The sequence below is a fragment of the Anaeromyxobacter dehalogenans 2CP-C genome (genome assembly GCF_000013385.1).
Taxonomy (GTDB): domain Bacteria; phylum Myxococcota; class Myxococcia; order Myxococcales; family Anaeromyxobacteraceae; genus Anaeromyxobacter; species Anaeromyxobacter dehalogenans_B.
Genome location: NC_007760.1, coordinates 3183751 through 3198381, shown reverse-complemented (window position 1 = coordinate 3198381; position 14631 = coordinate 3183751). Strand labels below are relative to the sequence as shown.

Genomic DNA, 14631 nt, shown 5'->3' with positions numbered 1-14631 from the left:
CGGGCGGGCCGGATGGCGCGATGGGGGGCGGTGCTCGCGCTCGCGTGCGCCGTGCGGCTGGCCACCTGGGAGCGCGTGGCCGGCCGCGATCCTGCCGGGTGGCCGTTCGACGGCGACTGCCTCTACCACCTGCTCCGGGCCGAGGAGATCGCCCGGGACTTCCCGCGGGTCCCCTGGCACGACGCCGAGCTCGGCGGCGGGGCGGGCACCGACGTCCCCTGGCCGCCGCTCTTCGACGAGCTGGTGGCCGCGACGGCGCTCGTGCTCGGCGGCGGCGCCGCCGGTGAGGCGGAGGTCGCGCGCGCGGGGGCGTGGGTGCCGGTCGCGCTCGGGGTCGCGACCGTGCCGCTGGTGGCGTGGCTGGCGGCGGCGCTCGCGGGCGGCGACGCGGCCCTCGGGGTCGCGCTGCTCCTCGCGCTGTCGGCTCGCCATGCCGTCTACTCGGCGCTGGGCCGGACGGACCAGCACGTCCTCGAGGTGCTCCTCGCCATCGCCGTCCTGCTCGCCCACGCCCGGTACCTCGCGCAGCGCACGTTCCGGGGCCGGGCGGCGGCCTCGGTGGCGCTCGGCGCCGCCATCGCCACGTCGGCGTGGGGCTGGCTCGGGAGCACCCTCGACCTCGTGTTCCTGGCCGCGCACGCCGCCGCGTGGCACGTGGTCGCGCCCGGCTCGTCGGAGCGCGCCGAGGCGCCGGCCGCGTCCATGGCAGTGGGCTGCGCCGGCGGCGCGACGCTGCTCGCGGTCTCCGTGGCGGCGCTCGCGCCCGGCGAGGCGCTCCTCCGCCTCGAGATCGGCGGCGTGAGCGGGCTGCACGTGCTCGTCACCGCCGGGGCCGCCCTGTTCGCCGCGATCCTGTGGCTCGGCCGGCGGCTGCGGCCGGACGCCGGCCGCGGAAGGCGCACGGCCGAGGTGGCGATCGCGGTGGCCGCGCCGCTCTGCCTCGCGGTCGCCCTCCCGCCGCTGCGGAGCGGGATGGAGCACGGGCTGGCCGGGCTCCTCCGGGGCAGCCCGTGGTACGCGAGCATCTCGGAGTTCGCGCCGATCCTGTTCTCCGGCGGGCGGCCGCTGGCGGCGGACCTGTCCGACGCGGTGGGGAGGTTCGGGCTCGCGCCGCTGGTCGCGGCGGCGGGCGCGGCGGCGCTCCGCGCGCGGTGGAGGGCCGCACCCGAGCGCCGGCCGGAGGTCCTGCTCCTGGCCACCTGGGGCGGGCTGGCGTTCGCCCTCGCCCTGGCGCGCAACCGCTTCGACGTCTACGCCGCTGCGCCGCTCGCGGTCTGGTGCTGGCTCGGGCTGCGCCACGTCCAGGCGAGCCGGCTGCCCGGGCTCTCGCGCGGCGCCTGGGGCGCGGCGTTCCTCGCGGTCGGGGTGGCGGCGACCACCGCGAACGCGCTCGCGTCGTACGTGCGCTTCGTGCGGCAGCCGGCGGCGGTCACGCCCGGCCCGCTCCTCGCGTCGCTCCGTGGACTGCCCGCGCCGGCGCACCAGCGCGCCGTCTACGCGCGGTGGGACTGGGGCCACCACGTCCGCGCGCTCGCGCGACGTCCCGCGCTCGCGAACCCGTTCGGCGTCGAGGGAGGCGCGGAGGCGTTCGAGGAGTCGGTGCGGACGTACCTGACCACCGAGCCGGAGGAGGTGGAGCGGGTGCTGCGGGCGCGCGGCGCGGGCGTCTGGCTGGTGGAGGATCCGCGGCGCGATGCGCTCTTCCTGCAGGACCTGATCCCGCCCGAGCGGCGCGTCGCCTCGGTCTCCAGGGGCTGGCGCGCCGGCCGGGTGCTGGTGGAGGGCGAGCGGTACCGTGCGATGGTCAGCTACCGCCTCCACGTGCGCGACGGCTCCGCCGGCGACGGGCTCCCGGCGCTGGGCGGGTTCCGGCTCGTGGGCGAGACCGCGCCGGACGATCCGGCCGCATCGCCGCGCCCCGCCTTCGCCCTCTTCGGCCTCGTCCCCGGCGCCTGGCTCGCCGTCACCGGGGCGTCCCCCGGTGACGAGATCCGCGCCGAGGTCGAGGTCCGCAGCAACACCGGCCGGACGTTCGGCTGGCGCACGCAGGCGCGCGCGGGCCCCGACGGCCGGGCGCGGCTGCGCGTCCCGTACGCCACCGGGGCGAACGGCTCGAGCGAGGCGGGCGCGTTCGAGGTGGTCTCCGGAGGTCGGACGCGGATCGCGGCGGTGCCGGAGGCCGCCGTGCTGGGCGGCGCCGAGGTCGTGGTCGCGCTGGACGCTGGCGCGGCCGGCGACGCCGGCGTGCACGCCGCCCGCTGACGCTGGCGACGCCGCTACGCCAGCGGCGACCCCCCGGTCACGCCCACGATCTCCCCGCTGACGTAGCGCGCGTCGTCGGAGGCGAGGAACACGAACACCGGCGCGACCTCGGCCGGCTGGCCGGCGCGCTCCATGGGCGCGCTCTCGCCGTGCTTCTCGACCTTCTCGTCCGGGAAGGACTGCGGGATGAGCGGCGTCCAGATCGGGCCGGGCGCGACGCCGTTCACGCGGATGCCGCGCGCGGCCAGCTCCTTCGAGAGCCCCTGCGTGAACGTCCGGATCGCGCCCTTGGTGGCGGCGTAGTCCAGGATCTGCGGGTTGGGGTGGTACGCCTGGATCGACGTCGTGTTGACGATCGCGGCGCCGGGCTTCAGGTGGGGGAGGGCGTGGCGGACGAGGTTGAACATGGCCACCACGTTCGTCCGGAACGTCCACTCGACACGCTCGGCGTCGAGGTCCTCGAACCGCTCCACCGCGCGCCCCTGGAACGCGGCGTTGTTCACGAGCACGTCCAGCCGGCCGAAGCGCTCGATGGCCGCCTGCACCACCCGCGCGCACTGGGCGTCCTCGGAGAGGTCGCCGGCCACCAGCACGGCGGTGCGCCCGGACGCATCCACCACGCGCCGCGTCTCCTCGGCGTCCTCGTGCTCGGACAGGTACGAGATCACGACGTGCGCGCCCTCGCGCGCGAACGCGAGCGCCACCGCGCGCCCGATGCCGCTGTCACCCCCGGTGACGATGGCGACCCGGTCCTGGAGGCGGCCGTGCCCGCGATAGGTCCGCTCGCCGAAGTCCGGCCGCGGGCGCATGCCGGCCTCGCTGCCGGGCGTCTCCTGCTGCTGCTTCGGGTAGGGCGGCTTCGCGCCGCCCTGCCGCGGGTCGGGGTTCCGATCCTTCGCCATGGCGCCTCCTGCCCGAGAAGCTAGGGCGGAGCGCGCCGGCGCGCGGTGACGGGAGCGAGCCTAGGCCGCGGGGACCACGTACCACTGGCCCTTGGCGCCCTGCTCGCGGCGGAGCAGGCCCTCGGTCTCCATGGCCTCCAGCATCCGGTTGAAGGACGAGAACCCGTGCTCGCGCTCGTCGAAGTCGGGCTGGCGGCGCACGATCGCGGCCTTGATGGCGGACGGGTTCACCGGGCCGGCGGCGCGCCCCAGGATGGCGGCGGTGGCCTCGCGCGCGACGTCGGGGACCACGGCGGCGATCTTCTCCTTGGGCCGCTCGGCCTTCTCCTTGCCGCCGCCCTCGGCGCGGCGGCGGCTGCCGGGGCGCAGGTAGATGAACTCGTCGCAGGCCTTCACGAACAGGGGGCTGGTCGCCTCCCGCACGGCCATGCCGATGACGGTCCGGTCGTTCTCGCGCAGCTTGTAGGCGAGGGGGCAGAAGTCGGAGTCGCCCGACGCGATCACGAACGTGTCGATGTGCTCGCGCAGGTAGGCGAGCTCGAGCGCGTCGATGACGAGGCGCATGTCGGCGCCGTTCTTCCCGGCGCGGGTCGAGGGCGGCACGTCCACCAGCTCGACGCCCTTCTCGTGCAGGCGCGGGGTGGCGGCGGAGAAGCGCGTCCAGTCGGCGTAGGCCCGGCGGAAGACCACCTTGCCCTTCTCGAGCAGCGTGTCGAGCGCTGGCTGGAGGTCGAACGTCTCGGCCGAGAGGCCGGTGCGGGTGACGAGGTTCTCGAAGTCGATGAAGAGCGCGATCCGCTGATCGCTGTGCTCGCGGCGCATGGGAAGGGGGCCTCCGGGCAGGCCGGGCAGGGGCCCGCAGCGCCCGGAACCTGACAGGTGCGGGGCGCGGGCGCAAGGAAAAGGGCCGAAACGCCGAGGCCGGGGGGCGGACCCCCCGGCCTCGGGACCTTCACGGTACGTCGTGGTGGATCAGTACCAGGCGCGGTCCGGGCCGTGGCAGGCGACGGCGCAGCCGTGCGTGGTCCGGTCGTAGTTGACCGCGGCCGCCACGTCCACCAGCCCGTTCACGTGCAGCGCCTTGTCCGCGGCGGGCGGCGTGGCGCCGGGCGCGTACGCGGCGGAGTGGCAGACGCCGCAGGACAGCTTGAACGCGCCGACGTGCGTCGCGTGCGCGTCGCTGAAGTCGGTGCCGGTCTGCGACGCGTGGCAGCTGCCGCAGTCCACCGAGGTCGCGATCCAGGCCGGGGTGGCCGCCTTCCCGCCGCGGAACCCGCCGTGGCAGTACGTGGACGCGCAGGTGCCGGCGCCGGCGTCGAACGTGCCGGCGGCCGCGCCGCCCGGGGTCTTGAGCGCCACCGCGACGGTGCCGTTCACGTGCGCGAGGTCGGCGTACGGCTGCCCGTCGTGGCAGGCGCCGCAGGCGACGCCGTTGCTGATGGCGCCGGTGGGCTGCTTGCCGAACAGGTGCGTCTGGTGCGCGCCGACGCCGCGCTCCGACGGCGCCACGTGGCCCTGCGTGTCCACCGGCGGCGCCGCCGCGAACTGGGCGCGGTTCGGCTCGCCGTGGCAGAACGTGCAGCTCGTCTGCCAGGCCTCCTGGCCGTTCGCCGCGTGGCAGGCGTTGCACGACACGCCGGCGCCGGGGCCGCCGTTCAGGTCGGCGCCGTGGCAGCTCCGGCAGTCGTCGAGGCCGCGCGGGTACGCCGCGTCGTGGAAGTTCGCCGCCAGCCCGTGGGGCTGCTGCGCGCCCGCGGGGGCGAGCCAGCCGGCCGGGTGGACGTTCTGGTCCACCACGCCGTTCACGTGCAGGCCGTTCGCGACGAACATCGAGCCGTCCGGGTTCACGGTGCCGGGGTGGCACTGCGAGCACTGCGGCAGCGAGCCGAGCGGCGCGCCGTTCCGATCGACCGACGGGTGCGGCGAGGGCGGGACGAGCGCGTGGCAGCTCCCGCACGTCGCGCCGGCGCTCCCCTGCGTCCAGGTCGGGGCGACGTTCAGGCCGCCGCCGCCGATGGGCGTGGTGCCGCCGCCGTGGCAGTAGACGCCGCTGCAGGTGCCGTTCGCGTAGCTCGGGGTCGCGTTCAGCGACGCGAGCGGGCCGAAGGTGACCACCGGCGCGCCGTTCGAGGCGTGCGCCGAGTCGGTCGGGACGACGTGGCACTGGCTGCACGCGAACGCCTTGGCGAGCGGGCCGTCGCGCAGGTGGGCGAGGTGCGCGCCGACGCGCGCGCCGGTGACGTTGCCCTGCGTGTCCACCGGCGGCGCGGCGCGGACGAGCGGCGAGTCCTGCGTGCGGCTCGGGTCGCCGTGGCAGCCGGCGCACGCGGTCAGCGCCACGATGTCCACGTGGCCGTCCACGTGCTTGCCGCCGGGCTTGACCTGCTGGTTCGCGTCCACCGAGTCGGAGTGGCACTGGAAGCAGTTCGTCGCGAGCGCGCTGTGGCTGGGCGGCGGGTTGCCGTGGCAGGCCTGGCAGCGCTCCGCCGCGCTGGGCTTCGGCTGGTTCCAGGACGGGTTCGGGGTGGTGCCGCCCGCGAACAGCGTGCTGCCGTGGCAGTACGTGCTCGAGCAGGTGCCGCCGAGCGTGCCGGTGCCGGCGGCGTACGTCGGGCTCGCGCCGCCGAGCTTCGCGGCCTGGCCGAACCGGACCTTGATGGTGTCGGGGCCGATGTGGTCGGGATCGTCCACCGAGGACGGCACCTTGTGGCACGTCTCGCAGGCGACGCCGGCGCCGAGGTGCGCGGTGTGCGCGCCGACCTTCGGGCCGGTCAGGCTGCCGTGGGCGTCGCGCGGGGGAGCGCCGGTGAGGTTGTCCACGCCGCCGTGGCAGCGCGTGCAGGTGGAGCCCGCCTCGGCGGCCTCCTCCACCTTGCGGGCCGAGCAGGCGGCGAGCAGGGCGAGGGTAAGGACGAGCGGGGTGATTCGAGCGGAGCGCATTCGGGAGGGTCCTCGGTCCGTCGCCGGGCCCGGATGGGCCGGCGCGCGGGGCCAGAATGCCCTCGTCGGCGGGCCGGTGGCTTGACCGTGCGCAAGGGACGCGTCACCCGACCGCAGGAGGCGCGGATCGCGTGACGTGTGCCCCCGGGCGCGGCGCGTTCCGGCAGCCGACCGACGGTCCGCTACCAGGTCTCGCCGCCGTGGCACCCCGGCGCACAGCTCCGGGAGGCCGCGTTCCAGCCGACGATGGGCTGCAGCTGCCGCGCCCCGTCCACGTGCGTGGCCGGGGCGACGGCGCTCGCAGTGTACCCGGTCCCGTGGCAGGTCGCGCAGGAGATCCCGCGGCTGGAGACGTGCAGGTAGTGACGCCCGGAGTAAGCGGACGTTCCGGAGCCGTTCTGCGGCAGGTGGCAGGACGCGCAGGTGGTCCCGGCCGTCGAGGTCCACACCGGCGCCGGCGCGGCGGCACCTGCGATGGAGCCGTGGCAGTAGGTGGACGCGCAGGTCGTCCCGCTCCACGCCGGCGCGGCGCCGTCGCGGCCGGCGGCGGCGCCGAAGACCACCTGCGCGGCGCCGTCGAGGTGGCCGAGGTCGGCGGGCACGGCGTGGCACTCGGCGCACGCCACCGCGCCGGCGATCGCCCCGCCGTCGAGGTGCGCCCGGTGCGCGCCGACGGCGCGATCGGTGGTGGCCGTCTCGCCCTGCGTGCCGAGCGGCGGCGCGGCGCTGGGCAGGTCCGCGGCGGTGTACGCGGCGACCTTGGTGCCGTGGCAGAAGGTGCAGTTCGACTGCCAGGCGGTGCCGCCGTGGCAGCCGTTGCAGGAGACGCCGGAGGTCCCGCCGGCGTAGTCGGCGCCGTGGCACGCGGTGCAGCTCGCGAGGTCGCGCTTCGCGGCGCGCCCGTGCTGCGCCGGGTCCGACCAGCCGTCGGCGTGTGCGCGGTTCACGTCCACGACGCCGTTGAGGTGCAGGCCGCCGGCGAGGTTCAGCGTGCCGTCGGTGTTGACCGTGCCGGGGTGGCAGCTGGCGCAGGCGGTCGCGCCGGCGGCGTGCGACGGCGGGGGTGCGCCGTGGCAGCTCCCGCAGCCGAGCGGGCCGGCGCCGCCCCAGGCCGGCGCGGTGAGGCTCCCGCCCGAGAGCGTCGCGCCGTGGCAGTACACGCCGGAGCAGCTTCCGCCGGCGAACGCCGGCGACGCGCCGCTCGCGCGGGCGAGCGCGCCGAACGCGAGGTCCACCTGGCCGTTCGAGTGGAGCCGCTGCGTGGGCACGGCGTGGCACTCGGCGCAGGCGATGGGCCCGGACACCGCGGTCGCGTGCAGGTGGACCTGGTGGGCGCCGACCGCCGGCCCGCTGGCGCTGCCGTGCGCGTCGAGCGGCGGGGCCGCCTGGAGCAGCGCGTTCCCCTCGGAGCGGGCCGCGTCGCCGTGGCAGGTGGTGCAGTCGCCGCCGCCCGCGTCGGCGCCGGCGTCCCCGAGCGTCGGGCGAGCCCGGTCGCAGGCGGCGGTGGAGGTGAGGAGGGCGAGCGCTGCGAGCACCGCGCGATGGGTCGAGGCCATGGTTCGTCTCCGGGCGGCGGCCCGCGAGCGGCCCGGCGCTGGAGCACCGGATCGTGGGCGGGCGGCGGCCGTGGCGCCACGTTTGGGGGTGCCAGTCGAGCAACGGACGTGCCGGAAAGGGCCGGAGACGCGTACCCAGCGCTAACCCCGCGGGAACTCCTGACGCGAATGGGTGGGACAAGGTGCGCGCCCGCGGTGTCCCACGCGCAAGGGACGCGGCGGCCGCCCGACCGGTGCAATCCTTGCGCACCCGGCCCGGCAGGACCGGCGCCTCGGAGCGCGCGCGATCCGGGAGGTTGGCGGTCGCCAGCGCGCGCGGCGCGAACTTCCCCGATACACTCGGCGGATACCAGGAACGAACCGGGGAGGGCGTGCGTGACACAGTCCGAAAGGCTGGCCCGCCGTACGGAGCTGCGGGTGGAGATCGCGAAGCACGAGGCGGCGCTCGCCGCGCTCCGCGCCGACGAGGCCCGGCTGCTCGAGGACTGCGATCACACGTACGCCGACGGCCGCTCGGCCGGGGTGGGCGGCGCGGTCCGGGTCTGCGCCGTCTGCGGCCACGTGCTGAAGCACCGCGACGAGAAGCTGTGGGGCTGAGCGGGCGCCCCTGTTAAGACGAGTGGCCCGCCGGCGCCCCCGCGCGCCGGACCCCCTTCCACTCGCCGGCGGCCGCCGCGCCGCCCGGAGGATCGATGGCCACGCTCAGCCCGTTCCGCGCCCTGCGCCCGCCCGCCGCCCTCGCCGCCCAGGTCGCCTCCCCGCCGTACGACGTCGTCTCCACGAAGGAGGCGCGCGCGCTCGCCGCCGGGAACGCCGACAGCTTCCTGCGCGTCTCGCGGCCGGAGATCGACCTGCCCGAGGGCGTGGACGAGCACTCCGACCCGGTCTACGCGAAGGGGCGCGAGAACCTGGACGAGCTGGTGCGCCGCGGCGTGCTGCGCGCCGACCCCGAGCCGCGCTTGTACGTGTACGCGCAGCGCATGGGCGAGCACCGGCAGACCGGCCTGGTGGCGTGCGCGTCGGTGGACGAGTACGACCGCGACGTCATCAAGAAGCACGAGAAGACGCGCGCGGACAAGGAGGACGACCGCGTCCGCCACATCGACACGCTCTCGGCGCACGACGAGCCGGTGTTCCTCACCTACCGCGCGGTGCCCGACATCGACACGGCGATCGAGGAGGTGAAGCGCGCCGCGCCCGAGTACGACCTCGTCACGCCCGACGGCGTCGCCCACCAGCTCTGGGTGGTCCCGCCCGCGCTCGGCGCGCGCATCGAGCAGCTGTTCCGCGGCGTCCCCGCGCTCTACGTGGCGGACGGCCACCACCGCTCCGCCGCCGCCTCCCGCGTCCACGCCGCGCGCCGCGGCCAGCCCGGCGAGCACGGCGCGTTCCTCGCGGTGGTGTTCCCGCACGACCAGATGCAGATCCTCGCCTACAACCGGCTGGTGCGCGATCCGCAGCGCCGCTCGCCCGACGCGCTGCTCGAGGCGCTGCGCCAGGTGCTCGACCTCGAGCCCGCGAAGGACGCGCGCCCCGATCACCCGCTCGCGTTCGGCGTGTACCTCGGCGGCCGCTGGTGGCACGCCCACGTCCGCAAGGGCAGCTTCGACGCGTCGGATCCGGTGAAGGCGCTCGACTGCTCCATCGCGCAGGACCAGCTCCTCGAGCCGCTGTTCGGCATCCGCGATCCCCGGACGTCGAAGGACGTGGACTTCGTGGGCGGCATCCGCGGCCACCAGGAGCTGGAGCGCCGGGTGAACGAGGAGGGCTGGTCGCTCGCGCTGCACCTGTTCCCCACGCGCATCGAGCAGCTCATCGCCGTCTCCGACGCCGGCAAGCTCATGCCGCCGAAGAGCACCTGGTTCGAGCCGAAGCTGCGCTCGGGGCTGTTCGTGCACGGGTTCTAGCGAGGGGCCGGCGCGCCGCCCGGACGTGGCGTCGCGCTGCGCCCGCGGCGCCGGATTGGGGAGGTGACGGTGTCCGCCAGGATCCTCGTCGTCGGGGCCGGCGCGCGGGGCGGGATCATCGCGGCGCACCTGCGTGCGGCGGTCCGCGCCGTGTGGAGCGCGACGAAGGATGCGCCGTCGGCCGCCCGGCTCGCCGCAACCGGGCTTCACGTCTGCGGCGGCGGCCGACGTCTCGGTCGAGGTGAACGAGGTCGCTCGATACGACGCCCGCGGAAATGTCATCGCCCGCGCCTGGGGAACCACCTCGACCGTGTACCGGTACGACGGTCTCGACCGGCTCACGAACGTCGACGCGACGAGCTCGGCGGGCGCGCCGGCGGTGTCGTACGTGATGCGATACGACGAGGACGCCGGTGCGCTCGGTCGCCTCACTTCCATCGCCGATGGAAGCCAGACGACGTCGTACGTCTACGACGAGGTCGGCCTCGCCTTCGCTTACGACGACCAGAGCAACGTCAGCGCGATCTCGCACTACGACGATGCGGGCGCAGCGCTCACCTCGACCCTCTGCCTCGTGCATGACGCGCTGGGGCGGCTCGTGCTCGCGGGCCTCGCCGCTCCCGCGACGGGGGGGCCGGACGTCCTCGCATGCAGGAGCGAAGCGGACGTCCGGGAGGTGATCGCGCAGTTCACCTACGACGCGCATGGGCGCCGCGTGAGCCGGCGGGACGCGGACGGGCGCTGGACGTACTTCACGTTCGATCTCGAGGGCAATCCCAGCTCGGAGGTGGTCGTCTCCGGTGATGCGTGGGCGCCGGCGCGCGACTACGTGTTCCTCGAGGGCGCCCCGCTCGTGCAGGTGGAGTACCCAGGCCCGACGCCGAACGAAGGCGCGCCGTACTTCTTCCACGTGGACCACCTGAATCGCCCGCGAGCGCTGACGAGCGCGAGCGGACAGGTCGTCTGGAAGTCGAACGTTCTCCCGAGCGGCGAGGGCACGGAGCAGGTCGAAGCGGACAGCGCGAGCGGGAGGGTGGTCGTGACGAACCTGCGGTTCCCCGGGCAGTACGACGAGCGGCTGTTCGCGGCGGCGGGCATCGGCGGGATGCAGGGGCCGTACTACAACTGGAATAGGTGGTATCTGCCGGGGGTGGGGCGGTACTTGGAGTTGGACCCATTGGCGTTGGCGGGTGGGCTCAATGGGGAGTTCGGACCGGACTGGTACGGGTACGCGAACCAGAATCCGATGCGGTGGACGGATTCGACGGGGCTGTATGCGGAAGTGTGCTGCCGCGCAGTGAAGGGTCCTTTGGGGACCTTCGGTGCCAAGCACTGCTATCTGCGCACGGGAGGCCCGAGCGGAGACACCACCAGTTACTGGGCCGAGTGGGTCAACGACGATACACCACACGTCACCGGAGACCTCCAGCCGGATTGGCCAGCCGAATGCCATCCCATCGACCCGCCAAATGACCCGCCTACCTGCGGAGACAAGACGCCGTTCGACCGCTGTCTGGAACAGACGATGAAGGACTGCGAACAGCGGCGGTACAGCATGTGGACGTTCAACTGCTGCGATTGTGTCGACTACGCGATAAAGATGTGCCGCGGAGGCTACTCGGGGCCATGGCCAAACAACGTCGGGTTTTCTCCCGGATATCAACGCCTACCTGGCTACGAACAATTGGGAAGCTGCCAATGCGGACCGTGATTCGGCAGGTCATCTCGAAGGCCGCCAAGGTTGGGGTCGCACGCCTCCTCATCGGGGTTGTGGCCATATTCCTGTTCTCGCCTGCGGGCTCTGGAGTGCAAGGCTTCATGGCAAGGACGGGCGCGCTCGGGCCCGTGCTCGCCATCGTTCTTGATGTCGTTGTCCTCGCTATCGCCTGTTGGGCGTTCTCGTCGGCGTCTGTAGCGGCTCTTGTTGGGTGCGCTTCGATACTGCCCCTTCTGTTGTGGCTCGGTACTCCGGAGTCAGGTCCAGGAGCGCAACTAGTTGCCACCTACAAGTTCGCACTAGTTGCTCTCGTTGGTTGGCTCGGATTCATGGCACCGGGTACTCGGCGCCTGCGATGGGCGGCTGCTCTCGTTCCGTCGGTGCTGGCATGCACGATGACGCTGCTGCTCTTCGTGCCGATGTAGAACGAGGACGGCCGAGGTCACCGTCCTGCCAGCCGGTCCACTTCGAGGACCGGAGCGGCCCCGAGTTCGAGCGGCTCGTCCGGCCTCACGTTCCACGCTGCGCCTGGTGCGCGAGGTAAACGGCGGCCCTTGCCTCCTTGACCCGCTGAGCGAGGCGGTTGAAGTCCTCCTCGTTCCAGCGGCCGAAGTGGAGCGCCACGACCTTGGCGACGACTGTCGCGAACTGGGCGGCCTCGCCGTAGGCTTGGCCGCCGATGTAGGCGAACGCCTCGGGGCCGACGTTCGCGACACCGGCCAGCCCGGACCCGTGGACGTTCCAGCAGAGTTGCGGGTAGCGCATCCGGTAGAACTCCTCGAAGCCCTCGGGGAGGAGCTTGTCGGCCTCCCGGGCGTCGGTCCCGAGGTTGCGGCCTGTCCAGCGGTTCCGAGGGTGCCGCCCGTTCTCGTTCGGCCACCAGCGGAGCCGGAGCTTCTCGACGCGGTCCTTCTCGCGGCTGGCGTAGGCCATCACCGTCCGCTCCGCGTCGGTGGTGCCCGCCCCGAGGCGGCGAGGTACTCGGTCGCGTTCTGGGAGTGCTTCAACTTGGCGGAGTCCTCCCAGGCGTCCATCTTCTCTGGCCCGTTCGCAGACCCGTCGAAGTGCATCAGCGTCACGTCCACCGCGCTCTCGAAGACCGAGCGCGCGGCCGAGGTGATGGCCTGGAAGTCGTTGCCGGGGTCGTCCAGCTTGGCGAGGCTCCTCAGCCACGCGATGGTCCGGAGTAGCTGGCCCTGGAAGGCGATGCCGTGGAGCCCCGTCGGCGTGCGCTCATCGACGGCTGCCCGGAGCTTCTCGTCGATGAACCGGGCGACGACCTGGGCCTCGGCGTAGCCGATGTGCGACAGCGCGAGGGCTTCGGCCGGCGTGTTCATGGTGTCCGAGCGTAGCACCCTGGTCCGCTGGTGCAGGCTGGCGTCCCGAAATCCTCCCCCTCCAGCAAGGCCAAGAACGCCAACAACGGCGTGAGGCAGCAGGGGGTGGTCCGGTAGCTTCCTACTGGGACACCCGGCCACGGCCGGTTTGACCGCCGACACTATCAATCGCAGGCGTGAGCCGAGGCGATGGTGGGGTTCACGCACCGTCCGGGAAGTGGCTCTCATCGTCGCCTGCGCCGGCCGGAACTCGCGTCAGGGGGTTCGACGAGCCGCCGGAGGGCGCGTCGGGCTCCTCGGACGCTTCAAGCTCCCGAACGCCCTCGGGTTCGTCGTGCTCCTACGGTGAACTGGCATCGGGCGGACAGAAGGTGACGAACCTGCGGCTGCCGGGGCAGTACGACGAGCGGCTGCTGGGAAGCGTGGGGCTCCAGGGGCCGTGACCTGCCCCCCGACTCTAGACGGCTAGCTGCGTGAGTCCGGTGATACTGCGAGCAAACCCGTTCGGCGTCTGATTGTCCAGAGAGCTGTGCGGCCGGACTTCGTTGTAGTCGACTCGGAACACCTCGAATTTCCTGCGCGCGTCGTCGAGGCTGATGAACCAGTTCTCGTTCAGGCACTCGTCCCTGAACTTTCCGTTGAAGCTCTCGATGTGACCGTTCTCGGTCGGCTTGCCCGGGGTGATGAAGTCGAGCTTGATGCCGCGCTCGTACGCCCAGGCGTCCACGGTGTGGCTCGTGAACTCAGAGCCGTTGTCGACCGAATCACCTCGGGCAGGCCGTACAACTGAACGAGGCGCTCGAGCACGCGGACGACCCGCGCGCTCGGGAGCGAGTGGTCGACCTCGATGACGAGGCACTCGCGCGTGAAGGTGTCGATCACGTTCAGCGTCCTGAACTGGCGCCCGCTCGCGAGCGAGTCCTGGGTGAAGTCCATCGTCCACTGCTCGCGCTGACGCGTCGGCGCCGGCGGCAAGACGCGGCTGTCGGTGTCCAGCCAGGGCTCCCGGACGGACATCACGCGCACCCCGAGCCGGTCGAGCTCCAGGACCGGTCTGGATGGCGCCCACCATGGAGCGGTGGAGTCGGTCGAGGGCCCACACAGCGACGGCTCTGACCCTGCCGGCTCGGGCGTCGGCCTGGAGCCGATCCAGGACGGGACGGTGCTTCGCTGCGGACTCGACCTCCTCGGAGACGACTGGCTCGTAGCCCCGCGCCTCCACGAGCCGGTGGAGGTCGGCGAGCTGGTTCTGGACGGTCTGCCGGTCGGTGCTGACCCGGACGTAGATGGCGGCGTGCATGACGATCTCCCCGGTAACGAGCGTGGGGATCGCGCTCAGGGGCTTATGCCAGGGGCCGCCTTCGTCCTTCCCACACGTCGATCACCGGGAGGATCTTGATGGGCATGGACACGCCCGCCACGACGTTCCGCTCCACCGCCCAGATCGCCGCCTCGAAGACGAACGGAGCCACCGGCACCGGCCCGCTGACGCCGACCGGGAAGGCGACCAGCTCCACGAACGGCACCACTCACCGCCTCGCCGCCCGAGGCGTCCTGCTCCCCTCCGAGCGTGCGGAGGAGTATCAGGACAACCTGGCCGGCTGGTTCCAGACCCTCGTCCCCCGGTCGCCCGGTGAGGGGCTCCTCGTTGCGCGGGTCGCCGATGTCGGCTGGCGGATGGGGCGGCTCTCTCGGCTGGAGGAGCGGCTGGTGAACTCGGCGCTTCAACTGTTGTCATTGCGTTGAGCAGGCATTGAACGCATGTGGTCTGTCGGTCAACCCAGACTGGTGGCCCAACTGGCCGATTAACCCCGGCCCTCAGCCGGGGGAGCCGGATTCCTCTCCCGGCAAGTAGGACGGTTCTCGATGCGGCGTGCGTGGATGTGGGGGGTTGTGATTGTGCTGGCCATGAACGGCACGTTCATGGGCCTGCTTCCGAGGCTATCGTCGCGGGGTGGTTTGTACGTGGCCTCTACGCTTGTGTGGCTGTCGTGGGTCGCTGCCGGATAC

The 14631-nt window shown here is 73.3% G+C and carries 11 protein-coding genes and 2 pseudogenes; 5 read left to right on the top strand and 8 right to left on the bottom strand.

Annotated features, from left to right (window positions below):
* Positions 1-12: 12 nt before the first annotated feature.
* The gene (locus tag ADEH_RS14610) at positions 13-2262 is read left to right on the top strand and encodes a hypothetical protein (protein ID WP_157061370.1); all 2250 of its coding nucleotides are present in this window, start codon (positions 13-15) and stop codon (positions 2260-2262) included.
* Positions 2263-2276: 14 nt separating this feature from the next.
* Here ADEH_RS14610 and ADEH_RS14605 read toward each other — a convergent pair whose 3' ends face one another.
* The 4 genes from ADEH_RS14605 to ADEH_RS14590 form a co-directional block, all read right to left on the bottom strand.
* Positions 2277-3164, bottom strand: a complete 888-nt coding sequence (locus ADEH_RS14605) for a glucose 1-dehydrogenase (RefSeq protein ID WP_011421870.1) — start codon at positions 3162-3164, stop codon at positions 2277-2279.
* 60 nt (positions 3165-3224) lie between these two features.
* A complete protein-coding gene (locus ADEH_RS14600; protein WP_011421869.1) occupies positions 3225-3986 on the bottom strand; it encodes an NYN domain-containing protein in 762 nt (253 codons plus the stop codon).
* A 150-nt stretch (positions 3987-4136) separates the two neighbouring features.
* Entirely contained in the window at positions 4137-6104 is a 1968-nt protein-coding gene (locus tag ADEH_RS14595; RefSeq protein ID WP_011421868.1) for a CxxxxCH/CxxCH domain c-type cytochrome, read from the bottom strand.
* A 182-nt stretch (positions 6105-6286) separates the two neighbouring features.
* Positions 6287-7660 carry a CxxxxCH/CxxCH domain c-type cytochrome gene (locus ADEH_RS14590; RefSeq protein ID WP_011421867.1) on the bottom strand — a complete coding sequence of 458 codons (1374 nt, stop codon included), beginning with the start codon at positions 7658-7660 and terminating at the stop codon, positions 6287-6289.
* A gap of 375 nt (positions 7661-8035) precedes the next feature.
* Between ADEH_RS14590 and ADEH_RS14585 the strand changes: the two genes are divergently transcribed.
* From ADEH_RS14585 to ADEH_RS14575, 3 genes are all read left to right on the top strand, one after another.
* Entirely contained in the window at positions 8036-8257 is a 222-nt protein-coding gene (locus tag ADEH_RS14585) for a hypothetical protein (RefSeq protein ID WP_012634061.1), read from the top strand.
* 95 nt (positions 8258-8352) lie between these two features.
* The gene (locus ADEH_RS14580) at positions 8353-9567 is read left to right on the top strand and encodes a DUF1015 domain-containing protein (RefSeq protein ID WP_011421866.1); all 1215 of its coding nucleotides are present in this window, start codon (positions 8353-8355) and stop codon (positions 9565-9567) included.
* Positions 9568-9736: 169 nt separating this feature from the next.
* Entirely contained in the window at positions 9737-11278 is a 1542-nt protein-coding gene (locus tag ADEH_RS14575) for an RHS repeat domain-containing protein (protein WP_011421865.1), read from the top strand.
* Between the two features lie 516 nt (positions 11279-11794).
* On the opposite strand, the gene ADEH_RS14565 is transcribed toward ADEH_RS14575, so the two are convergent.
* From ADEH_RS14565 to ADEH_RS23780, 4 genes and pseudogenes are all read right to left on the bottom strand, one after another.
* A complete protein-coding gene (locus ADEH_RS14565; RefSeq protein ID WP_011421864.1) occupies positions 11795-12217 on the bottom strand; it encodes a hypothetical protein in 423 nt (140 codons plus the stop codon).
* The gene (locus ADEH_RS22595) at positions 12217-12621 is read right to left on the bottom strand and encodes a hypothetical protein (RefSeq protein ID WP_157061369.1); all 405 of its coding nucleotides are present in this window, start codon (positions 12619-12621) and stop codon (positions 12217-12219) included. The genes ADEH_RS14565 and ADEH_RS22595 overlap by 1 nt, the downstream gene beginning before the upstream one ends.
* A 457-nt stretch (positions 12622-13078) precedes the next feature.
* A pseudogene (locus tag ADEH_RS22590) lies at positions 13079-13605 on the bottom strand (integrase core domain-containing protein); the annotation flags it as partial.
* An 85-nt stretch (positions 13606-13690) separates the two neighbouring features.
* Positions 13691-13921, bottom strand: a pseudogene (locus ADEH_RS23780) (recombinase family protein); the annotation flags it as partial.
* Between the two features lie 104 nt (positions 13922-14025).
* Here ADEH_RS23780 and ADEH_RS14555 point away from each other — a divergent pair.
* Positions 14026-14367 carry a hypothetical protein gene (locus ADEH_RS14555; protein WP_157061368.1) on the top strand — a complete coding sequence of 114 codons (342 nt, stop codon included), beginning with the start codon at positions 14026-14028 and terminating at the stop codon, positions 14365-14367.
* Positions 14368-14631 lie beyond the last annotated feature (264 nt).